Here is a 21,889-nt window from a genome sequence, read left to right on the forward strand (position 1 = left end):
GTCGGGGGAGGGGGATGGGAGACATCGATCGACCACTGAAGCGATCGAATGTCGAAACGAAATCGTCCCTAGACCAAAGTACCTGTCGCCGCTGGAAACTCTAAGTTGAGACCGAAATAGGTCGAATTCGGCCCCGATTCGGAGATTTTCCGAGCGACCGAAAATCGCTTAGGATCCGTTTCAGCGAACGAAAAATTCGTTGTCTCTCTTGACTGCAAGCCGTGTGGCACGGTAGGTGAGTCTCGCGCACCGGATTGAGCGAGTGCCTCCAAGTGAACCTGGCCTGGCGCCCGTTCCACTGCTCGATGTATAGCTTTCTCATTCGGCCCCGAACTTCGGATGTTTCACGTGAAACATGGCGGCTGTGACGGGTGGTCGTCGGACCAATCCATCTCGACCGATCACGACAGATTCTCGATCCACGGCGTCGATTGATCGATCGAACGTCAACCACTTAGCGAACCGAACTCCCCACCGCAGCAGCATCGCCACGACCACAACCGACCAAGTCGACCAGCGACTCGAGCTGTACTGTCCGCACGCGGTTCGACCGGAAAACCACATCCACTCGCCGATCGAGTAGCCGCGCTAAGAACGAGCCGACGTATCGAAATCATCCACTGGGGCATTGATACGTCTACGAGCGACCAACTCGACCCACCCATCTCGTTGAGTGGATATCCACCCTGGCACAGGGTGAACAACCACGCCCCAGGTCGACGTGACAATGCGAGCTGGATCTCGCTGGCCGCACCAATGCGCCGATTGAGTAGCCCACGAAGAACGAGCCGACGCATCGAAATCCTCCACTGCGAGCGAAATCGACTCGTCTACGATCGACCAACTCGACCCGACCATCTCGTTGACTAGTTATACACACTGGAACAGGGCGAACAACCGCACCCCGGGGTCGACCTGACAATGCGAGCCGGACCTCGCTGGCCACACACCAATTCAGCGAGCGAGTAGCCGCGCGAGGAACGAGCCGGCTATCGAAATCCTCTACTGCAGTATCGATGGGACGAGAAGCGGGCATCACGACCAAAGCGGCACGGTCAACCCTGTTCTTTCGGTAAGGGAGAACCCTCGCCTGCACACCCGATCCAGATGCGGGGTGATCCTCCCGCACCCGCTCAGCTGACGGATCGCTGCGGATACCCCATAGCCCCGCATCCACGTACACCGGAACCCGATCAACTTCAGGCCGATCGCCACGTCTCGACCGAGCCGGTGCGCCATTTTTTCTCAACGCCCGAGATCGTGACGTTCCACGCGGAGAAGGCGGAACCGCGCCGCGGAAGCCCTAGCCCTCCGGCTTCTGGGGGAGTGAGAACTTCAGCGATCATCCCTACGGTCGATGTTTCACGTGAAACATCGGCCTCTCTCAGGCGACGGTGGCTCTGATCACCCGGGTCGTCTCGGGCAATATTCCTTCGCCCAGCTCGATGACTTCGACGTCGCGGAGCTTGAAGCGACGGATCTGCTTCTCAGCCGCCTCGATCTCTTTCGCAGCGTTGATGCCCTTCATCAGAATGAACTCGCCACCCGGAACAACCAGGGGAGCGCACATGGGGATCAGCTTCGAAAAGGCGCTCACCGCTCGGGCCGTCAACTGATCGAAGCCCTCGGGTAGACGAACATCTTCGGCCCGATCACGAAGCACCGCCACATTGTCGAGTCCGAGTTCTCGCACCTGATCGTTGAGCCACTTCACCCGACGCTCCATGGGCTCGATGAGCGTGAAGTGCACATCGGGCCGAGCGATCGCCAAGACGAGACCAGGCAGGCCAGCTCCACTGCCGATGTCGCCGACAGTTCCTCCGCGAAGCAGCGGCGCCACGATCGCGCAATTCAGAACATGCCGGGTCCACAGGCGGGGCAGCTCGAGGGGTCCGATCAAGCCGTACTCCTCGCCGTGAGTAGCGAGGGCATTCGTGAACCGACGTGCGATCTCGATGCGGTCTCCGAAGAGCTCGGCCGCAACGGCGGGCTCGGCTTCGGTGTTCTCAGGGATGCTCACTGTGTGGTGCCCGGGGTCGTGGGGGAGTGGGTCAGGCCCGCGTGATCACGGTGTGGCGATCGCGACCGTCACCCTCCGACGCCGAGACGAATCCGCGTTCGGCCACGATGTCGTGCACCAGCTTGCGCTCGTACGACGACATGGGCTCCAGCGCTGCCGACTCTTCGCCGGCCTCGATGCGCGCCACAGCGGCGTCGACGAGACGGCCCAACTCGTCCTGCCGAGCCTCGCGGCTTCCGCCGACATCGAGGATCAAGCGGCTGAACGCACCGGTCTTGGTCTGCACGGCAAGGCGGGTGAGTTCCTGAAGGGCGTTCACCGTATCGGGCTTCGACAGCACCCGGATGTTGCTGTCGCCGGACGCGTTGACGGAGATATAGGCACGGCCACCGCGGGTGTCGATGTCGATGTCACCGTCGAGATCGCAGATGTCGAGGAGCTCCTCGATGTAGTCGGCCGCGATGTCGCCCTCGTCATCGAGGTTCGCCTCGGGCGTCGACTCGGGCGACTCGACAGGATCGGTGCCGACGACGTTCTCATCGACGACCTCGACGGCCACGTCTGTCTCATCGTTCGACACGGCTGCGGCGTCTGTTGTCACGTCACTCACTTGGATCCACCCTGCTTCTTGGCTCGGTTCTTGCTCACGGGCTGCTGCCGCTGCGTCGTCTTCGGGGTCTGGTCTTCGACGACCTCGTCGCTCAGAGGACCGTCTTTGATCACGAGCTTGCCTCGCTTGGCGAGTCGCGCCTCGCGTGCCTTGGCGGCCTCGCTGCCCGGTGTGGGCATGTTGCGGATGACCAGGAACTGCTGCCCCATGGTCCAGAAGTTCGAGGTGAGCCAGTAGAACATGACGCCCAGCGGGAAGGCCACGCCGGAGAAGATGAAGACCACGGGAAGGATGTACAGCAGGATGCGCTGCTGCTTGAACATCGGGCTGTTCTTGGCCTCGGGCGACTGGTTCTTCGACATGATCTGCAGCTGCGTGATGAACTGTGAGGCGGTCATCAGAGCGATCATCGTGACCGCGAAGACGATGACGAGCACACTGCCCTCGTTGTTCGCGAGCGTCGCTTTGAGCGGGGCACCGAAGAGATCGGACTCGCCGAACGACTTGGCCAGCGACTCATTGAGCAGACCCACGCCGCCACCGGGCTTCTCGTGCTGCGCGTCGTTGAGCACCGAGAAGAGCGAGAAGAAGATCGGCATCTGCAGAAGCAGGGGCAGGCACGAACTCAGGGGATTGGTGCCCGTGCGCTTGTACAGCTCCATGGTCTCGCGCGACATGGCCTCGCGGGAGAACTGGTCCTTCTTGCCCTTGTACTTGTCTTGGATCTTCTTGAGTTGGGGCGCGACCTCGAGCATCTTGCGTTGACTCTTGATCTGCCGAACGAAGATCGGGATGAGAGCGGCACGGATGACCAGCACCAGACCCACGATCGACAGCACCCAGGTCAATCCGTCGTCGGGGTTGAGTCCGACCCACGTCCAGACGTAGTGGAATGCGACCAGGATGAGTTCGACGACCCATTTGATCGGCCAAAGTATGGTGCCGAGGAGATCCAAAGCGTCTAGCCCTTTCCGTGGCTACGTGGAACAACGAAACCGAACGGCGTCAGCGCGTATCGGGGGTTCTTGGCCGGTCGAACGTCGTCGACGCCGCCGGCGGCCCAGGGGTGGCAGCGCGCGATGCGCAGGATCCCCAGGCCGGTTCCCACAGACAGCCCGCGGTGCTGGATTGCCTGAAGGGTGTACGAGGAACACGACGGGTAGTACCGGCACACGTCGCCGTACAGGGGAGAGATGACGGCCCTGTACCCGCGCAGGAAAAGCACAGCGGCATTGCGCGGCAGGAGAAACAGGCTGATCAGCACGTATTTCGCCGAGATGGAGGAAACCGGAACCGTCGTCATACGAGTGCGGATCCCTTCCGGAGCGATGCGGCCAACTCCTGGCAGAGTACGCCGTAAGGCTGAGATGCAGCCCCGGGAAGAGCCCGGACCACGACATCGGTTCCCGGCTTCACCTGATCGAGCATGCTGTAGCTGGCGGCCTTCAGTCGCCGACGCACCCTGTTGCGGATGACGGCCACGCCCACGGACTTGGCCACGATGAACCCGAACCGGGGAGCACCGGCGGAGGACTCGTCGTTTTTGGGTGCACGAAGGTACGTCACGGCATTGGGGGACACGAAGCGTGTTCCCCGCCGGACCACACCGCGATAGTCATCCGCGGTCGTGATCCGGTTGGCGTGAGCCAACACAGCGAAACGAGGTCGGCTGCTACGCGGAGAGCTCGGTGCGACCCTTGCGGCGACGAGCGCCGAGGATGGCGCGGCCGGCGCGCGTGCGCATGCGCAGACGGAAGCCGTGCACCTTGGCGCGACGGCGGTTGTTCGGCTGGAAAGTTCTCTTGCTCATGGTGTGTTCTCCGTGGCCCGGACCTCATCGCGTGTGCACGACAGGGAACCGGGAAAGTAAGTGCGGGCCGATTGGCCACAAGTCAACTGATTAAACCTACGACCTCGAATGCCAATGGTCAAACTTCACGGGCACAAAGAATCAATTATCCACAGACTGTGGAAACTGCCTGTGCATGACACGCGTAGAGTCAATACAGTGAGCTTGCCCTGCCGCATGGCAGCAACTAGCTTAGTTATCCAGCCCGCTGGCGCTCGGGGACGCTCAGCACGCCGGCTCGATCTGCTCTCGTTTTCCACAGGCAGAATTGCTTTTTTCATATTGTTCGACGGGAGTTCCATGGCTGAGGATGACACCTCGACGGAGGGCCAGTGGCGTTCCGTACTTCAGGCACTGTCCCGTGACGAACGAATCACACCGCAACTCCGCGGCTTCCTCGGGCTGGTAGTGCCGAAGGGCATCATGGCCGGGTCGTTCTATCTCGAGGTACCCAACGACTTCACCCGCGACATGCTCGAGCTGAGAGTGCGCCCGTCATTGCTGACGGCCATCGGCCAGCTCGACTCCGGCCTCGACGTCACGAACTTCTCCGTGGTGGTCAATCCCGAGATCAGCGGATCCGAGATGGCCGGCCAGGCCGAGGCATCCGAACCCGTCTACATCGAGACACCGCCTGTGCAGCAGCAGCCGACTCCCGCACAGGAGACCGTCGGGCCGCCGCGCAACAACGACACCCGGCTCAATCCGAAGTACAGCTTCGACAACTTCGTCATCGGCGGCTCGAACCGTTTCGCGCACGCCGCCGCCGTGGCTGTGGCCGAGGCCCCGGCCAAGGCCTACAACCCGCTCTTCATCTATGGAGATTCAGGGCTCGGCAAGACCCACCTCCTGCACGCCATCGGTCATTACGCCATGAGCCTCTATCCCGGGGTGCGCGTCCGCTACGTGTCGAGCGAGGAGTTCACCAACGACTTCATCAACTCGATCGCGAACAACAGGGGAGCGGCTTTCCACTCCCGCTATCGCGACATCGATCTGCTCCTCATCGACGACATCCAGTTCCTGCAGGGCAAGGCCGAGACCCAGGAAGCCTTCTTCCACACCTTCAACACTCTGCACGACCACAACAAGCAGGTCGTCATCACCTCCGATCTGCCGCCGAAGGCCCTGACGGGATTCGAGGACCGCATGCGAACGCGGTTCGAGTGGGGTCTCATCACAGACGTGCAGACGCCCGACCTCGAGACACGCATCGCCATCCTCCGCAAGAAGGCGCAGAGCGAGAAGCTGCGCGTCCCCGACGACATCCTCGAGTACATGGCCACCAAGGTCTCGTCCAATGTGCGCGAGCTCGAGGGAACCCTGATCCGGGTCACGGCGTTCGCCAGCCTCAATCGCACGCCCGTCGATATGCAGCTCGTGCAGACCGTGCTCAAAGACCTCATCACCCTCGATGAAGACAACATCATCGCGCCGGTCGACATCATCAATCACACGGCCGAGTACTTCAAGCTGTCGGTCGACGACCTCTATGGCTCATCGAGATCACAGGCCATCGCGACCGCACGACAGATCGCCATGTATCTGTGCCGTGAGATGACCAGCCTCTCGCTGCCGAAGATCGGCCAGCTGTTCGGGGGCAGGGACCACACCACTGTCATGTACGCGAACAACAAGATCGGCAAGCTCATGACCGAGAAGCGGTCGATCTACAACCAGGTCACCGAAGTGAGCAATCGCATCAAGCACAACCAGCGCTACAAAGACGTCTGATCGCGTCTCGCACCCGCGCATCGCACAGCACTTTCCACAGCTTGTGCAGAAGCTGTGGATAACGGCTCCGAATGTGTGAGGGAATGGCCCCGAGTTGTGGAGTCGTTAATCCCACGTTCGTCGCGGAGTCGAGTTGTGGATGCGCGCCGCACACGATTTCTACATCTCACACTCGTGTAGTTCCCTACGCACGACTGCAATCCACAGAAGTTATCCACATATCCACAGCGGTTAAGACCATTAACGTTTAATTCAATTAATCCAGCCCCCGACAACCTTTCCGACGGCGTCGCTCTCGAATCACAAAAACCGTCGACGGTGTCGTCACCCGCTAGCATTGAGCCCAATCAGCAACCCATCTCAACTGGCCGATCTCGTATGGAGTGCCTTCGTGAAGTTCCAAGCCAACAGAGACGTCTTCAGCGAAGCCGTCTCCTTCGCCGTCAAGCTGTTGCCTCAGCGAACCACTCTGCCGATCCTCTCCGGAATCCTCATCAAAGCCGATGAAGACGGACTCACCCTGTCGTCGTTCGACTACGAAGTCTCGGCCCAGACCCAGATCGCCGCAGACGTCGAAGAGCCAGGCACCGTCCTGGTCTCAGGCCGCCTTCTCTCCGACATCGCGAGCAAGCTCCCGAACGCACCCGTACGCTTCGCTTCCGAAGACTCCCGCATCACCGTCTCCAGCGGGTCTGCCAAATTCACCCTCCTGAGCATGCCGGTCGAGGAGTACCCGAGCCTTCCGCAGATCGGTGAAGAGTCGGGCATCCTGCCCGCCGACAAGTTCGCCGCCGCCGTGGCCCAGGTCGCCGTGGCCGCATCCCGAGACGACGTCACCCCCGTCATCACCGGAGTGCAGCTCGAGGTGTCCGACAACACCCTCTCGCTCGTCGCCACCGACCGCTACCGGGTCGCCGTGCGCAACATCGATTGGGATTCGGGCGATGCCGGAGTCACCACGGCCAGCGCTCTCGTTCCCGCGAAGACTCTGCAGGAGGTCGGCAAGACCTTCGGCAACGCCGGCACGATCTCGGTCTCGATCACCAACACCGACGATCGCGAGCTGATCGCCTTCCGCGCCGACAAGAAGACCGTCACGTCGCTGCTCATCAAGGGCAACTTCCCTCCGGTGAAGCGTCTGTTTCCCGAGACCGTCGACAACTACGCGGTCATCAACACGGCAGAGCTCATCGAGTCGACCCGTCGTGTCAGCCTCGTTCTCGAGCGCGAGGCCGCGCTCCGCTTCTCCTTCACGATCGACGGTGTCACCCTCGAGGCCATCGGCTCCGAGCAGGCTCAGGCATCCGAATCGATCGACGCACTTCTCACCGGCTCCGACACCGTCGTCTCGCTGAAACCACAGTTCCTGCTTGATGGTCTGAGTGCGGTGCACTCGGAATACGTTCGGATCTCGTTCACCAAGACCGACAACCCCAACAAGCCGGGCCCCGTGCTCATCACGAGCCAGTCGTCCAAAGACCAGCCCGGCACAGACGACTACAAATACCTGCTGCAGCCGAACCTGTTGCTGCGGTAATTCACCGGATGCCGGCGGCCGGGATCCCGGGCGCCAACACCCACGTATTTCGTCAAGGAGATTTCGTAATGCACATTGGACTCGTCGGTCTCGGCAAGATGGGCAACAACATGCGTGCGCGCCTGCGCAACGCCGGACACGAGGTGACGGGTTACGACAACAACCCGGCCGTCTCCGATGTCGCCGATCTCGCGGCTCTCGCAGCCGCCCTGCCCAGCCCCCGCATCGTGTGGGTCATGGTTCCCGCGGGCAAGATCACCGACTCGGTCATCACCGAGCTCGGCACTGTCCTGTCCGACGGCGACCTGGTCATCGATGGAGGCAACTCGCGCTTCACCGAGGACTTCAAGCACGCCGCAGAGCTCGAGCCCAAGGGCATCGGTTATGTGGATGCCGGTGTCTCGGGCGGCATCTGGGGTCTCGAGAACGGCTACGGCCTGATGGTCGGCGGCACCAAGGCCAACGTCGAGCTGCTCATGCCGATCTTCGACGCGCTCCGGCCCGAAGGCCCCCGCGAGGAGGGCTTCGTGCACGTGGGCGAGGTCGGCGCAGGCCACTACGCCAAGATGGTGCACAACGGCATCGAATACGCGCTGATGCAGGCTTACGCCGAGGGCTACGAGCTGCTCGACACCCGAAAAGACATCATCAAAGACGTCACGGGAACCTTCAAGGCCTGGCAGCGTGGAACCGTCGTTCGTTCCTGGCTGCTCGAGCTGCTCGTTCAGGCTCTCGAGCAGGACCCGGAGTTCGAAGAGATCGAGGGCTACGTCGAGGACTCGGGCGAAGGCCGCTGGACGATCGAGGAGGCCATCGCGAACGCCGTTCCCGTGCCCACGATCTCCGCGTCGATCTTCGCCCGCTTCGTCTCCCGCCAGGAGGACTCGCCGTCGATGAAGGCCGTCGCCGCACTGCGCAACCAGTTCGGTGGCCACGCCGTCAAGAAGGCCGAAGACTAGAAGTGATGTCGTTCCCTGAGCTTGTCGAAGGGGCCCCCTTCGACAAGCTCAGGGAACGGAACATCAGGAAGACAGGAGAGACCCCGTGCTCGTTCGGCATCTCTCCCTCGTCGACTTCCGCAACTACGTCACCGCAGAGGTCGGCCTCGAGCCGGGGCCGAACCTCTTCGTAGGCAGCAACGGCCAGGGCAAGACCAACCTTGTCGAGTCGCTCGGCTATCTGAGCAGCCTGGGGTCGCACCGCGTCTCGGTCGATCACGCGATGATCCGCGCCGGCCAGAACGCCGCCATCGTGCGAGCCAGGCTCGAGCACGATGCCCGCGAGCTGCTGGTCGAGGTGCAGATCAACCGCTCGAGCGCCAACAGGGCCCAGGTCAACCGCTCGGTCATCAAGCCGCGCGAACTGCCACGATATTTCTCGTCGGTTCTCTTCGCTCCCGAAGACCTGGCCCTGATCCGCGGCGAGCCGTCGGGGCGACGCCGATTTCTCGACCAGCTGCTCGTCGCGCGAACTCCTCGGCTGGCCGGCGTGCAGTCGGACTACGAGAGAGTGCTGAAGCAGCGCAACACGCTCCTCAAATCGGCGCGTGCCCAGGGCCTGCGCGGCGCGAATCTCTCGACACTCGACATCTGGGACGAGCGTCTGGTGGAGCTCGGCAGCGAACTGATCGCCGAGCGGGTCGCTCTGGTCGGCAGACTGCACCCCCTCGTGGTCGACGCCTACCGCTCCATCGCGGGAGCCGATCACCGTCCGGCGCTCGGAAATCGCCTCAGCGTGCTGTCCGCGCATCCGGATGCCGATGAGCAGGGCGACGACGGATTCGCCGTTCCCGAGGGCACGACGAAGGACGCGCTGACGCGCGAGGTCATCGCCGGCCTCTTCCGCGAAGGTCTCACCCGTGTGCGTCGACAGGAGCTCGACCGTGGACTCACCCTCATCGGGCCCCACCGCGATGATCTCGTCTTCGAACTCAACGGACTGCCCGCCAAGGGATACGCCAGCCATGGGGAGTCGTGGTCGTATGCGCTGTCACTCAAACTCTCCGCCGCCGCCCTCCTGCGCATCGAGTCGCCCACCGGCGACCCCGTCGTGATTCTCGACGACGTTTTCGCCGAACTCGACGAGGCGAGACGGCAGCGACTCGCCCTCGCGGTCGCCGACTACGAGCAGGTGCTGATCACCGCCGCCGTCTACGACGACGTGCCGCCGTCGCTGACGCCGCACACGGTGCGCATCAGCGCGGGAACGATCGTCGACCCGAGCGTGCCGTTCCCTGAGCCTGTCGAAGGGGAGGCGCCGTGAGCGACGCCGGCCCTTCGACAGGCTCAGGGAACGGACCCAGCCTCTCGTCCTCTGTATACCTGAGATTCAAAGAGGTGTTCGGCGACGCGTCGAGCCGCAGATACGGAACGCGAAAGCGCCGTATCCGGGAACCGGTCGCCGAGAGCGAGGCCTACGGCCGGGGACGCGACCCGAAAGGCATCTCCGACGTGATGACCGCGATGACGAGCGAGCTCGGCTGGGCCACCCCTCTGGCCAAGTCCGACCTGCTTCTCGCATGGACCGAGATCGCGGGAGCCGACACCGCGGAGCACAGCTTCCCCCTCGACGTCACCGACTCCGTTCTCACCGTTCAATGCGACTCCACGGCCTGGGCGACGCAGCTGAGGCACATGCGCACGATGATCATGACGCGCATCGCCCAGTCCTACCCGGATGCGGGCATCGAGACCGTTCGCTTTCAGGCACCCCACGCACCGTCCTGGAAAAAGGGCTCCAGATCAATTCCAGGGCGTGGTCCTCGCGATACCTACGGTTGACGTGGCAAATACGGTCACCCGGTCAGAATAAACGGCTCAGATCGCCGTAGAGCCGTTTAAAACACGTTGGCTTTGCTAGAATTAAGGGTCGCCTTCCTGACTGACATCGAGGCGGCACTGAGGAGCCCATTTCTATATGTCTGAATCAGACAAAGTGAACCCCGACAGCGAGTACGGCGCCGACCAGATCCAGGTGCTCGAAGGCCTTGAAGCGGTTCGCAAGCGTCCGGGTATGTACATCGGATCGACCGGACCCCGCGGACTGCATCACCTGGTCTACGAGATCGTCGACAACTCGGTCGACGAGTCTCTGGCAGGGTACGCGGACACCATCTCCGTGGTCATGCGACGCGACGGCGGCATCCAGGTCACCGACAACGGCCGTGGCATCCCCGTCGACATGCACCCCGTCGAGAAGAAGTCCACCGTCGAGGTCGTGCTCACGATCCTCCACGCCGGTGGCAAGTTCGGCGGCGGCGGCTATGCCGTGTCCGGCGGGCTCCACGGCGTGGGCAGCTCGGTCGTCAACGCCCTCTCGAGCGAACTCGAGGTCGAGGTGCGTCGCCAGGGCAACGTCTACCGCCAGAGCTATCGCAACGGCGTTCCCGAGGCGCCGCTCTCGAAAGACGAGTCCACCACCGAGACCGGCACGCGCATCACCTTCTGGCCCAGTGCCGAGACGTTCGAGTCGATCGAGTTCGACTACGAGACCCTGCGGGCCCGGTTCCAGCAGATGGCCTTCCTCAACAAGGGGCTCAGCATCAGCCTCACCGACGAGCGAGCGACCGCCGGCGACGATGGCGAGCCCGTCGCGGTGACCTACCTCTACGAGAAGGGGCTCCAGGACTACGTGGAGTACCTGAACCGGGCGAAGAAGAACGATCTCGTCAACGAGGAGATCATCTCGTTCGAGCAGGAGGACACGGTGCGCAAGATCGCGCTCGAGGTCGCCATGCAGTGGACGACGGGCTACACCGAGAGCGTGCACACCTACGCCAATACGATCAACACGCACGAGGGCGGCACCCACGAAGAGGGCTTCCGGGCCGCTCTCACCACCCTCGTCAACAAGTACGCGCGCGAGAAGGGAATCATCAAAGAGAAAGATGACAACCTCTCGGGCGACGACGTGCGCGAAGGGCTGACCGCCGTCATCTCGATCAAGCTGGCAGAGCCGCAGTTCGAGGGTCAGACCAAGACCAAGCTGGGCAACACCGAGGCGAAGGCCTTCGTGCAGCGCGTCGTGGGTGTGGAGCTCACCGACTGGTTCGACCGCAACCCCACGCAGGCCCGCGACATCATTCGCAAGGCGATCCAGGCATCCCAGGCCCGCCTCGCCGCCCGCAAGGCGCGCGAGCAGACCCGCCGCAAGGGGCTGCTCGAGGGCGGCGGCATGCCCGGAAAGCTCAAGGACTGCTCGAGCCGCGACCCGGAGAAGAGCGAGATCTTCATCGTCGAGGGAGACTCGGCCGGCGGTTCCGCCATCCAGGGCCGCAACCCCGAGACCCAGGCCATCCTGCCGCTGCGCGGCAAGATCCTGAACGTCGAGAAGGCGCGCCTCGACCGCGCCCTCGGCAACAACGAGGTTCAGGCCATGATCACCGCGTTCGGCGCGGGCATCGGCGAGGACTTCAACCCCGACAAGGCGCGGTACCACAAGATCGTGCTCATGGCCGATGCCGACGTCGACGGCCAGCACATCACGACGCTGCTGCTCACGCTCGTGTTCCGCTACATGCGTCCGCTCATCGAGCTCGGCTACGTCTACCTCGCCATGCCGCCGCTCTACCGTCTCAAGTGGACGAACGCGGCCCACGAGTACGTGTACTCCGACGTCGAGCGCGACGCCCTGCTCGTGAGCGGTCAGGCCGCGGGCAAGCGCATTCCGAAAGACAACGGAATCCAGCGCTACAAGGGTCTGGGCGAGATGGACTACCGCGAACTGTGGGACACCACCATGGATCCAGACACGCGCACCCTCCGCCAGATCACGCTCGACGATGCCGCGGCCGCCGATGAGATCTTCTCGACCCTCATGGGCGAAGACGTCGAGTCGCGACGCAACTTCATCCAGAAGAACGCCAAAGACGTTCGCTTCCTCGACATTTGATGCGCTCTGCTCGGCGACGGGCTCTACTGCTAGGACACCATGACTGACGACACCACGGGCGACATCCCCCAGGCCCCCGACTCCTCCGGTGCGGTGACCGACCGCATCGAACAGGTCGACCTGCAGCTCGAGATGCAGCGCTCCTACCTCGACTACGCCATGAGCGTCATCGTGGGCAGGGCGCTTCCCGACGTGCGCGACGGCCTCAAGCCCGTGCACCGCCGGGTCATCTACGCCATGTACGACGGCGGATACCGCCCCGACCGCGCGTTCTCCAAGTCGGCCCGCGTGGTCGGCGAGGTGATGGGTCAGTTCCACCCCCACGGCGACACGTCGATCTATGACGCCCTCGTGCGTCTGATCCAGCCCTGGAGCCTGCGCTATCCACTCGCCCTCGGCCAGGGAAACTTCGGATCCGCCGGCAACGACGGCGCCGCCGCCCCTCGATACACCGAGACGAAGATGGCCCCGCTCGCGCTCGAGATGGTGCGCGACATCCAGGAAGAGACCGTCGACTTCCAGGACAACTACGACGGCCGCACGCTCGAGCCCGTCGTCCTTCCCGCGCGCTTCCCGAACCTGCTGGTCAACGGCTCCGTGGGCATCGCGGTCGGCATGGCCACCAACATCCCGCCGCACAACCTGCGCGAGGTCGCCGCGGGCGCCGTGTGGGCGCTCGAGAACCCGGATGCGTCGCGCGAGGAGCTGCAGGACGCGCTGATCCAGCGCATCAAGGGCCCCGATTTCCCGACGGGCGCGCAGATCCTCGGAACCAAGGGCATCCACGACGCCTACCGCACGGGCCGCGGATCGATCACGATGCGCGCCGTCGTCAACGTCGAGGAGCTGCAGGGTCGCACCTGCCTCGTCGTCACCGAGCTGCCCTACCAGGTCAACCCCGACAACCTGGCGATCAAGATCGCCGATCTCGTCAAAGACGGCAAGGTCGGCGGCATCGCCGACATCCGCGACGAGACCTCGGGCCGCACCGGCCAGCGCCTCGTCATCGTGCTCAAGCGCGACGCCGTCGCGAAGGTCGTTCTCAACAACCTCTACAAGCACACCTCGCTGCAAGAGAACTTCGGCGCCAACATGCTGGCGATCGTCGACGGCATTCCGCGCACCCTGTCGATCGACGGATTCATCAGCGAGTGGGTCTCGCACCAGATCGACGTCATCGTGCGCCGCACCATGTTCCGCCTGCGCGAGGCGCAGGAGCGCATGCACATCCTGCAGGGCTACCTCAAGGCGCTCGACGCGCTCGACGAGGTCATCGCTCTCATCCGCCGCTCCAACACGGTCGAAGACGCCCGTGACGGTCTGATGGAGCTGCTCGACATCGACGAGCTGCAGTCGCGCGCCATCCTCGAGATGCAGCTCCGTCGCCTGGCGGCCCTCGAGCGCCAGAAGATCATGGACGAGGCCGACGCGCTGCAGCTCAAGATCGACGAGTACAACGTCATCCTGGGTTCGCCCGCGCGTCAGCGCGAGATCATCGTCGAGGAGCTCGGCGAGATCGTCGACAAGTACGGCGACGATCGGCGCACCGAGATCGTCTTCGGCTTCGACGGCGACATGAACATGGAAGACCTCATCCCCGAAGAGGAGATGGTGGTCACGGTCACGCGCGGCGGCTACATCAAGCGCACGCGCAGCGACAACTACCGCAGCCAGCACCGCGGCGGCAAGGGAGTCAAGGGCGCCCAGTTGCGCGCCGACGACGTCGTCGAGCATTTCTTCGTGACGACCACGCACCACTGGCTGCTGTTCTTCACGAACAGGGGTCGCGTCTACCGCGCCAAGGCGTACGAGCTTCAAGAGGCCGGACGCGACGCCAAGGGCCAGCACGTCGCCAACCTGCTCGCCATGGCTCCCGACGAGCAGATCGCGCAGGTCCTCGACATCCGCGACTACGAGGCGGCAAAGTACCTCGTGCTCGCCACCCGCGGCGGTCTACTCAAGAAGACGGCGCTCGACGAATACGACACCAACCGCACGGGCGGAATCATCGCGATCAACCTGCGTGAGGGCGACGAGCTCGTCTCGGCCCTGCTCGTCGAGGAGGACAGCGACGTGCTGCTCGTCTCGAAGAAGGGCATGTCGATCCGCTTCACGGCGTCGAACGACTCGCTTCGCCCCATGGGTCGCAGCACGGCCGGCGTCATCGGCATGAAGTTCCGCAGCGACGACTACCTGCTCGCAGCATCGGTCGTCTCGGAGGAGGGCTACGTGTTCGTGGTCACCGAGGGAGGCTTCGCGAAACGCACCCACGTCGAGCAGTATCGCGTGCAGGGTCGTGGCGGACTCGGCATCAAGGTGGCCAAGCTGCAGGAGGCCCGGGGCGATCTCGCGGGCTCCCTGATCGTCGAGGAGGACGACGAGGTGCTTGTGGTTCTTGCCAGCGGCAAGGTGGTACGCTCTGCCGTGGCCGAAGTACCCGCCAAGGGCCGTGACACCATGGGTGTCGTCTTCGCCCGTTTCGCAGACGAAGACAGAATCATCGCTCTCGCCAAGAACACAGAACGAAACCTCGATGCCGATGCGGCGTCGGATAGTGTTCCAGAAAGCGCCGCCGCCGCACAGGGCGAATCAGAGCCCGACGGAAAGGAAGAATCGACGAATGAGTAATGTCGCCGAGAAACTCGCGAAGAAGTCGTCGCGCCCCGCAGCCACCAAGCAGGTGCGGCTCAAGCTGGTCTATGTCGACTTCTGGTCGATCCTCAAGCTGTCGTTCCTCTTCGCGGTGATTCTCGGAATCATCACGATCGTCGTGTCGTTCCTCGTCTGGTCGCTGCTCAACCAGACCGGCGTGTTCGACCAGGTGAACGGTCTGCTGAAAGACATCGCCGGTCAGGACAACTTCGACCTCTTCGACTTCGCGTCGCTGTCGCAGGTCATGGGCTTCGCGGTGATCGTGGCGATCCTGAACGTGATCGTCGTGACCGCTCTCGGAGCGATCAGCGCGGTTCTGTACAACCTCGCGACGAAGATCACGGGCGGAATCCTGCTCGGTTTCACCAACAAGTAGTTTTTATCGATATTTAGGCGGATTCTTCCCATCCGGGTTCGCTCGGTTTGGGGAAACAGGTGCAGGTGGGATAACCTACTATCTGCCCGTCCGGGGGTATAGCTCAGGCGGTTAGAGCGCTTCGCTGATAACGAAGAGGTCCGTGGTTCAAGTCCACGTACCCCCACGAGAGGCTTTCACAAGAAGTCTTCTCACCCGGGGCCTTAGCTCAATTGGCAGAGCACCTGCTTTGCAAGCAGGGGGTTAGGAGTTCGATTCTCCTAGGCTCCACCGCAATACTGAAAGTGAACAGCAGTTCTTAGGACTGGTGGATCGAAATGGCCTCGAGGCGAAAAACCGATCGGAAGCGAAAGCGACCGGTTGATTCGCCCGAGGCCGTTTCTCTTTTCATCACCGGCGACGCGGCGCAGCGCGCTGTAGACGAGGGTCTGCTCATCGCCCGCTTCGCCGTGGTGATGGAGGTCAAGAACCACATCATCGTGAATGCCCTGCGTCACGACGCCCCCTTCGACCCCCAGGTCACGGCCCTCGAGGTGCGCCAGTCGATGGCGAGACTGGCCGACGAGCAAGCCGGCTATGCGGAACGTGTCACCGCCGTTCTCAAGACCCGTGCGGCGCGTGCGCGTGGCAGTGTGAAGCATGAGCACGACTACCACCCCGAAGACCTGGCTACCCTCGACCTCCGCCACGCGGTCAACTTGCGGCTGGCAGAGAAGCTGAGGCAGCTGTCCGCCGATGACGGGTACGTCGGCGAGATCGTCGAGACGGCGAGGCAGGATGCGTGGGGCGAGCTGGGCGGTGCCGTCGAGTCCCGACTCGACAGGCTCCCCAAGCCGCCCGTGAAGAACGCCGACTACGACCGCAACCGCGCCCGTCGCATCCGAACCCTGATCGACGTCGATCTGGCGGCCCTCAAGAAGCAGATGGACGACATCTGACTCAGCGGGCGACGAAGGGCCCCCGTCGCTCTGCGGAGCCGCGGGGGACGAGCCTCGTGGCGAGCTGCACGCGCTGCACGGGCGACGTGTCGCCGGTGATCCGGCGGAACAGGAGCTCGGCGGCGATCCGGCCGACGGCAGACGCGTCTGGGGCGACCTGTCGGCCACGGAGGACGTCACGGTCACGGCCGGTGCCGACGGTGGAGTTCCGGTCGACGCCGGTGACCGTGGCGACCGCCACGACCGACCGCAACGGGATCATGGCCGAGCTTCTCGATTCCAGCCGACGCCGAGGTGGGAGACCACACGATCGTCGTCACCGGCGCCTCGCCGAGTAGGCCCGGAGCGGATGACCTGCCCGGCGCGTCACCGACGCGCCGGGTAGGTTGGCTCCTATGGATCTCCGCGTCGCCGCCTATGCCGTCATCGTTCAGGACGACCGGATTCTTCTGGCGCACTGGAGCCAGGGCGGCTACTCGGGATGGACGCTTCCGGGCGGCGGCATCGATCCCGGTGAGGACCCCGCTGACGCTGCCGTGCGGGAGATCGCAGAGGAGACCGGATACGGTGCGGAGCTCGGGGAGCTGATCGGTGTCGACTCGAAGGTCATCCCCGCCGAGAATCGACTCAGCGGATCCGGGGTGCCGCTGCACGCCCTGAGAATCGTCTACACCGCGAGGGTCGTGGGCGGCGAGCTCACGAACGAGCTCGACGGCAGTACCGACGAGGCGGCCTGGTTCGCGCTCGACGACGTGGCCTCGATCGATCGTGTCGACCTCGTCGATGCGGGTCTGCGGATGCGCTCCGCCGCCGAAGCGCGCCTCGGGGGCTGAGCGTTACATACGACGAGAGCGGCACCCCGCGTGGGATGCCGCTCTCGATGATGCGTGGGTGTGCTGCCTAGCCTGCGGGCGTCTCCGAGACGGCCTCGTCGTCGGCGATCCACAGTTCGTCGTCGGCGCGCAGCGTCTGCCACAGGGCGTAGCCGACACCTGCTGCAGCCACGACGCCGAGCACGATCGCGACGATGCCGCCGACCGGTGCCTTCTTCGGCTGCGTCTTGGCGATGGCCCGCTTGACGCTGGGGTTGTTGGCCACGTGCAGCACGGTCGCGGCGGAGCCGAGAGCGGTGCCGACCGACGGGAGGACGTCGTGCGCGAAACGGCTGCGCACCTCCTGTGCCGCGAGCTTGGCTCCGGCGACATTGCGGCCGATGACCGGACCGATCGAGTCGACGGCACCGCGCACGCGCGGGACGACCTCTTCGCGGGTCAGGTCGGATGCGTGGCCTGCGGCGACACGGGCGATCTGGTTCGCGCGATCAAGGATCTCTTGCTGGTCGAGCCAGAGCTCTTCAGCACTGCCCTTCAACTTCTTGAGCGCCTTGCGACGCTTGCGAGTAAGACTCATTGAAAACCTCCATCAGCGGAACGAGCGCGGTTCCCCCCAATCTTGCCACGCGCACCACTCGCCGCGCACGGCTTGCCCTGATGATCGCCCGCACATACCCTGTGCCTCGTCTGGATGCAGGAACGGGTATGGGAGAATCTATTCATGCCCGCACACACGCACGTCGCAACGTTCACCACCAACCACGGCGCCATCAAGGTCAACCTTTTCGGCAACCAGGCACCGAAGACGGTCGCCAACTTCGTCGGACTCGCCACAGGCGAGATCGAGTGGACCCACCCCCAGACCGGCAAGGTCTCGAAGGACAAGCTCTACGACGGCACGATCTTCCACCGCATCATCCCGGGATTCATGATCCAGGGCGGCGACCCCATCGGCCAGGGAACCGGCGGACCGGGCTACGCGTTCGACGACGAGATCAGCCCCGAACTCAACTTCACGCAGCCCTACGTTCTGGCCATGGCCAACGCCGGCCAGCGCGGTGGTCACGGCACGAACGGATCGCAGTTCTTCATCACCACCGGTCCGACGACCTGGCTTCAGGCCAAGCACTCGATCTTCGGCGAGGTCGCCGACGACGAGTCGAAGCGCATCGTCGAGAAGATCGGCGCCGTCGCGACCGACGCGGGCGACCGCCCGCTCGACAGCGTGGTCGTCGAGAGCGTCACCATCGAGGCCGTCTAGGTCTCTCCGACACGATAGAGACGAGCACGGGTGTCCCAGGCTCCGGTGGATGCCGATAACTACTGTTACCGGCATCCCGGTCGACAGAGTTTCGTGCTGTGTCAGCGCTGCGGCAAGACCGTCTGCCCCGAGTGTCAGGTGCAGGCGGCCGTGGGGGTGCACTGCGTCGACTGCGCTCGCCAGAATCGGCCCGCCCGCCCGAAGCCTCGTTTCGTCACGGCCTTCCGCAGCACGTCTACCCAGCCGGTCGTCACCTACTCGCTGATCGGTGTCGCGGCGTTCTTCTTCGTTCTGCAGAGCGTCCCGGGCATCGGCTCGTCGGTGACCCAGGCCCTGCAGTACGCCGGTGCCTACACGCAGCCCGGTCTCGGGGCACCGCTCGAGCCCTGGCGCATGATCACCTCGATCTTCATGCACGGCGGCATCTTCCATCTGCTGTTCAACATGTACGCCCTGTTCATCTTCGGGCAACTGCTCGAGCACACGCTCGGTCGCGCCCGCTACCTCACGCTCTTCCTGCTGTCGGGCCTCGGCGGCTCGGTGGCCGTCGACCTGATCGCGTCGCCGTTCCAAGGTGTGGTCGGTGCGTCGGGTGCGATCTTCGGACTGATGGGCGCCTACTTCGTCATCCAGCGGCATCTGGGCGGCACGAACATCCAGCTGCTGGTGCTCGTGGGCATCAACCTGGTCATCGGCTTCATCCCCGGACTCGGCATCGCGTGGCAGGCGCACCTCGGCGGTCTGGCCGCGGGCGCGCTGATGGGCCTGATCTTCACGAAGACGCGCAACGTACGCCAGAAGAATACCCAGATCCTGCTGCTCGTGGCCACGGGAGTGGCCCTCGTCGGGCTGACCGTGGCGAAGGCCCTCGTCTAGCTCACAGAGTTATTAACAGGCTTATACACAGCTGGGGATAATTACACGGGTGTAATTAGGAGTTATCCACAGGCCGGACAGGCCGGTGATAACGCGGTATGGCCGATGAAGACGGGGTCAGCGCCACCGGGTGGTCATCAGGAAGCCGATGAACGCGATTCCGAATCCGATGAGGATGTTGCCGCCGCCCAGGTCGGCGATGGGGAACTTGGCCTGACTCACGTAGAACGTGATGATCCAGGCGAGACCGACGAGCATGAAGCCGAACATGACCGGCTTGAACCACACCGGGTTGGGCTTGGTCGACTCATCACCGCTTCGGGTAGCAGTCTTGGCGACTTCGGAACGGGGTGAACGGGTCTTCTCGCGGGCCATAGGGGAGATTCTAGCCCGGAATGCCTGAGAACGACTCGGCTCTCAAGGCAAAGGCCAGCATCCACCGCTTACAATACGACAATGACCGAATACCAGCCGGGGGATATTCAGCCGAGTTCCGGTGCTGCGCCGATGTCACGGCGTGAGGCCCGGAAGGCCGAGGCCGACGCGCTCAAGAGCTCGACGGGCCCGACCCCGTCGTCTTCGACGCCCGAGCCCGAGCAGACGCAGCAGTCCGAGCCGACGCAGCAGTTCGAGCAGCTCGGCATCCTCGCCTCCGAGCCGCCTGTGGAAGGCGACGAGCCCGATGAGGCCGCCGGCGCAGCCGCATCCGGTCGCGCCGCGAAGAAGGCCCGCGCCGCCTCGGCCGCCGAGCAGCCACCCGTGAGGCGCAGCATGGCCACCAAGGTCGTGGGGGTCTTCGGCGAGCTGCTCATCACGGCCGGCGTGTTCGTGCTCCTCTTTCTCGGATGGCAGCTGTGGTGGAACAGCATCGTTCTCACCAACGAGCAGACATCGGACGCGTCGTCACTGGCCGACGACTGGAACCTGCCGGTCGTCACGGGCACGACGCCCACGCCGACTCCGACCACGACCGACACGGCGGCGCCGGCGAACTACGGCGACCCCGCTGTGATGGGTGCGCCCTCGACGGGCACCGACTTCGCCATCATCTACGTTCCCCGCTTCGGAGCGGACTTCAAGCGCACCATCGCCGAGGGCGTCGACCCCCACACCGTGCTCAACAAGGGCGGCGCCGGTCACTACGAAGACACCCAGATGCCCGGCGAGGTCGGCAACTTCGCGATCGCGGCCCACCGCGACGGCTGGGGCAGCGCGTTCATCAAGATCAACGAGCTGCAGATCGGCGATCCCATCTATGTCGAGACGCAAGACGGCTGGTACACCTACAGGTACCGAGACACCGAGTACGTGACCCCCTACGGCGTGGGCGTCATCGATCCCGTTCCCCAGGTCGAGGGCGCCACGGCGGTCGATCGACTCATCACGCTCACGAGCTGCAACCCGCTGTACATCGCGTCGGAGCGCATCATCGCCTACGGTGCCTTCGAGTCGTGGCAGCCGCGCTCGGCCGGGCCGCCCGCCGAGATCGCATCCGTCGTCGGATCGGGGAACTGACATGTATGCCGCCCTCTGGAGAGTTCTGCCCGGGCCGGTCTGGCTGCGCATCATTCTCGTTCTGATTCTGGTCGCCGCGGTCGTCTACGCCCTCGCCGCCCGGGTCTTCCCGTGGATCGACGTGCTGATCACCCCCACACAGGAAGTGACCGTCGACCGATGACGCGCGTTCTCGTCATCGACAACTACGACAGCTTCGTCTACACCCTCAACGGCTACCTGCTCCAGCTGGGGGCCGAGACCGAGGTCGTTCGCAACGACGACTTCACGGCTGCCGACGCGTCGGCTCGAATTGCAGACTACGACGCCGTGCTCATCTCTCCGGGTCCCGGAACTCCGCACGACGCCGGCGTCTCCATCCCGGTCGTGCACGCGGCGCTCGCCGGCTCCACGCCCCTTCTCGGTGTCTGCCTCGGTCACCAGGCGATCGGAGAGGCGCTGGGCGCTACGGTCACGCACGCCGACGAGCTGATGCACGGCAAGACCAGCCTCATCGAGCACGACGGCAGTGCCTTCTATACAGGCGTGCCCGATCCGTTCACGGCCACGAGGTATCACTCGCTCGCCGTGGTCGACGGCACGGTGCCCGACGAGCTCGTCGTGACCAGTCGTACTCGCGGCGGCGTCATCATGGGCCTCAGGCACATCGAGGCGCCCGTGTTCGGCGTGCAGTTCCACCCGGAGTCGGTTCTCACCGAGGGCGGCTACCGCATGCTGGGCAACTGGCTCGCGGCGGCCGGGCTCGCGGGTGCGCCCGAGGCGGCGCAGCACCTCAGCCCGCTCATGCGCACGAGCTAG

General features: G+C 64.0%; 24 protein-coding genes and 2 tRNA genes. 17 read left to right on the top strand and 9 right to left on the bottom strand.

From position 1 onward, the window contains the following. Positions 1-1,384: 1,384 nt before the first annotated feature. From rsmG to rpmH, 6 genes are read right to left on the bottom strand one after another with little or no spacing between them, the layout of a single operon-like run. A complete protein-coding gene (gene rsmG / locus QCD70_RS09715; protein WP_301215837.1) occupies positions 1,385-2,014 on the bottom strand; it encodes a 16S rRNA (guanine(527)-N(7))-methyltransferase RsmG in 630 nt (209 codons plus the stop codon). 37 nt (positions 2,015-2,051) lie between these two features. Beyond that, the gene (locus QCD70_RS09720; RefSeq protein ID WP_441004935.1) at positions 2,052-2,579 is read right to left on the bottom strand and encodes a Jag family protein; all 528 of its coding nucleotides are present in this window, start codon (positions 2,577-2,579) and stop codon (positions 2,052-2,054) included. 47 nt (positions 2,580-2,626) lie between these two features. Continuing rightward, positions 2,627-3,586: a membrane protein insertase YidC gene (yidC, locus tag QCD70_RS09725; protein ID WP_301215556.1), complete on the bottom strand. Its 960-nt coding sequence runs from the start codon at positions 3,584-3,586 to the stop codon at positions 2,627-2,629. A gap of 5 nt (positions 3,587-3,591) precedes the next feature. Next, entirely contained in the window at positions 3,592-3,933 is a 342-nt protein-coding gene (gene yidD / locus QCD70_RS09730; protein ID WP_301215558.1) for a membrane protein insertion efficiency factor YidD, read from the bottom strand. Next, positions 3,930-4,283, bottom strand: coding sequence for a ribonuclease P protein component (gene rnpA / locus QCD70_RS09735; protein ID WP_301215560.1), 354 nt, complete (start codon positions 4,281-4,283; stop codon positions 3,930-3,932). Before rnpA ends, yidD begins: the two co-directional genes overlap by 4 nt. 19 nt (positions 4,284-4,302) lie before the next feature. Further along, on the bottom strand, positions 4,303-4,440 hold the full coding sequence (gene rpmH, locus QCD70_RS09740; RefSeq protein WP_010204566.1) for a 50S ribosomal protein L34: 138 nt from the start codon (positions 4,438-4,440) through the stop codon (positions 4,303-4,305). A gap of 339 nt (positions 4,441-4,779) precedes the next feature. On the opposite strand from rpmH, the gene dnaA reads away from it, so the two are divergent. From dnaA to QCD70_RS09795, 11 genes are all read left to right on the top strand, one after another. Further along, positions 4,780-6,213, top strand: coding sequence for a chromosomal replication initiator protein DnaA (gene dnaA / locus QCD70_RS09745; protein WP_055932589.1), 1,434 nt, complete (start codon positions 4,780-4,782; stop codon positions 6,211-6,213). A 391-nt stretch (positions 6,214-6,604) separates the two neighbouring features. Further along, a complete protein-coding gene (gene dnaN, locus QCD70_RS09750) occupies positions 6,605-7,750 on the top strand; it encodes a DNA polymerase III subunit beta (RefSeq protein ID WP_055932586.1) in 1,146 nt (381 codons plus the stop codon). 68 nt (positions 7,751-7,818) lie between these two features. Beyond that, a complete protein-coding gene (gene gnd / locus QCD70_RS09755; protein WP_055932583.1) occupies positions 7,819-8,709 on the top strand; it encodes a phosphogluconate dehydrogenase (NAD(+)-dependent, decarboxylating) in 891 nt (296 codons plus the stop codon). Between the two features lie 85 nt (positions 8,710-8,794). Further along, positions 8,795-10,012: a DNA replication/repair protein RecF gene (gene recF, locus QCD70_RS09760; protein WP_301215598.1), complete on the top strand. Its 1,218-nt coding sequence runs from the start codon at positions 8,795-8,797 to the stop codon at positions 10,010-10,012. Next, entirely contained in the window at positions 10,009-10,530 is a 522-nt protein-coding gene (locus tag QCD70_RS09765) for a DUF721 domain-containing protein (protein WP_301215600.1), read from the top strand. Before recF ends, QCD70_RS09765 begins: the two co-directional genes overlap by 4 nt. 136 nt (positions 10,531-10,666) lie before the next feature. Continuing rightward, a complete protein-coding gene (gene gyrB, locus QCD70_RS09770) occupies positions 10,667-12,640 on the top strand; it encodes a DNA topoisomerase (ATP-hydrolyzing) subunit B (protein WP_301215601.1) in 1,974 nt (657 codons plus the stop codon). 39 nt (positions 12,641-12,679) lie between these two features. Continuing rightward, positions 12,680-15,268, top strand: coding sequence for a DNA gyrase subunit A (gene gyrA, locus QCD70_RS09775; protein WP_301215603.1), 2,589 nt, complete (start codon positions 12,680-12,682; stop codon positions 15,266-15,268). Further along, positions 15,261-15,668, top strand: coding sequence for a DUF3566 domain-containing protein (locus tag QCD70_RS09780; RefSeq protein WP_055943880.1), 408 nt, complete (start codon positions 15,261-15,263; stop codon positions 15,666-15,668). The genes gyrA and QCD70_RS09780 overlap by 8 nt, the downstream gene beginning before the upstream one ends. 92 nt (positions 15,669-15,760) lie before the next feature. Beyond that, positions 15,761-15,834, top strand: a tRNA-Ile gene (locus QCD70_RS09785). Positions 15,835-15,865: 31 nt separating this feature from the next. Next, positions 15,866-15,938: transfer RNA gene (locus QCD70_RS09790), tRNA-Ala, on the top strand. 47 nt (positions 15,939-15,985) lie between these two features. Continuing rightward, positions 15,986-16,606, top strand: a complete 621-nt coding sequence (locus QCD70_RS09795; RefSeq protein ID WP_301215606.1) for a hypothetical protein — start codon at positions 15,986-15,988, stop codon at positions 16,604-16,606. A gap of 1 nt (position 16,607) precedes the next feature. On the opposite strand, the gene QCD70_RS09800 is transcribed toward QCD70_RS09795, so the two are convergent. After that, entirely contained in the window at positions 16,608-16,868 is a 261-nt protein-coding gene (locus QCD70_RS09800; RefSeq protein ID WP_301215608.1) for a substrate-binding domain-containing protein, read from the bottom strand. Between the two features lie 133 nt (positions 16,869-17,001). On the opposite strand from QCD70_RS09800, the gene QCD70_RS09805 reads away from it, so the two are divergent. Further along, the gene (locus QCD70_RS09805; protein WP_301215610.1) at positions 17,002-17,439 is read left to right on the top strand and encodes an NUDIX hydrolase; all 438 of its coding nucleotides are present in this window, start codon (positions 17,002-17,004) and stop codon (positions 17,437-17,439) included. A 67-nt stretch (positions 17,440-17,506) separates the two neighbouring features. Here QCD70_RS09805 and QCD70_RS09810 read toward each other — a convergent pair whose 3' ends face one another. Then, positions 17,507-18,016, bottom strand: coding sequence for a hypothetical protein (locus QCD70_RS09810; protein WP_055932556.1), 510 nt, complete (start codon positions 18,014-18,016; stop codon positions 17,507-17,509). 144 nt (positions 18,017-18,160) lie between these two features. On the opposite strand from QCD70_RS09810, the gene QCD70_RS09815 reads away from it, so the two are divergent. Together QCD70_RS09815 and QCD70_RS09820 are read left to right on the top strand one after the other, a co-directional pair. After that, complete coding sequence (locus QCD70_RS09815) at positions 18,161-18,700, top strand: peptidylprolyl isomerase (RefSeq protein WP_301215613.1); 540 nt, start codon at positions 18,161-18,163, stop codon at positions 18,698-18,700. 30 nt (positions 18,701-18,730) lie between these two features. Further along, complete coding sequence (locus QCD70_RS09820; RefSeq protein WP_301215615.1) at positions 18,731-19,576, top strand: rhomboid family intramembrane serine protease; 846 nt, start codon at positions 18,731-18,733, stop codon at positions 19,574-19,576. 117 nt (positions 19,577-19,693) lie between these two features. Here QCD70_RS09820 and QCD70_RS09825 read toward each other — a convergent pair whose 3' ends face one another. Then, the gene (locus QCD70_RS09825; RefSeq protein WP_044440925.1) at positions 19,694-19,951 is read right to left on the bottom strand and encodes a cell division protein CrgA; all 258 of its coding nucleotides are present in this window, start codon (positions 19,949-19,951) and stop codon (positions 19,694-19,696) included. An 81-nt stretch (positions 19,952-20,032) separates the two neighbouring features. Between QCD70_RS09825 and QCD70_RS09830 the strand changes: the two genes are divergently transcribed. From QCD70_RS09830 to QCD70_RS09840, 3 genes are read left to right on the top strand one after another with little or no spacing between them, the layout of a single operon-like run. Further along, on the top strand, positions 20,033-21,091 hold the full coding sequence (locus QCD70_RS09830) for a class E sortase (RefSeq protein ID WP_301215618.1): 1,059 nt from the start codon (positions 20,033-20,035) through the stop codon (positions 21,089-21,091). Between the two features lies 1 nt (position 21,092). Then, on the top strand, positions 21,093-21,254 hold the full coding sequence (locus QCD70_RS09835; RefSeq protein ID WP_301215619.1) for a hypothetical protein: 162 nt from the start codon (positions 21,093-21,095) through the stop codon (positions 21,252-21,254). Next, positions 21,251-21,889 carry an anthranilate synthase component II gene (locus QCD70_RS09840; protein ID WP_301215621.1) on the top strand — a complete coding sequence of 213 codons (639 nt, stop codon included), beginning with the start codon at positions 21,251-21,253 and terminating at the stop codon, positions 21,887-21,889. Before QCD70_RS09835 ends, QCD70_RS09840 begins: the two co-directional genes overlap by 4 nt.

The organism is Agreia sp. PsM10 (assembly GCF_030433855.1).
Lineage (GTDB): Bacteria > Actinomycetota > Actinomycetes > Actinomycetales > Microbacteriaceae > Agreia.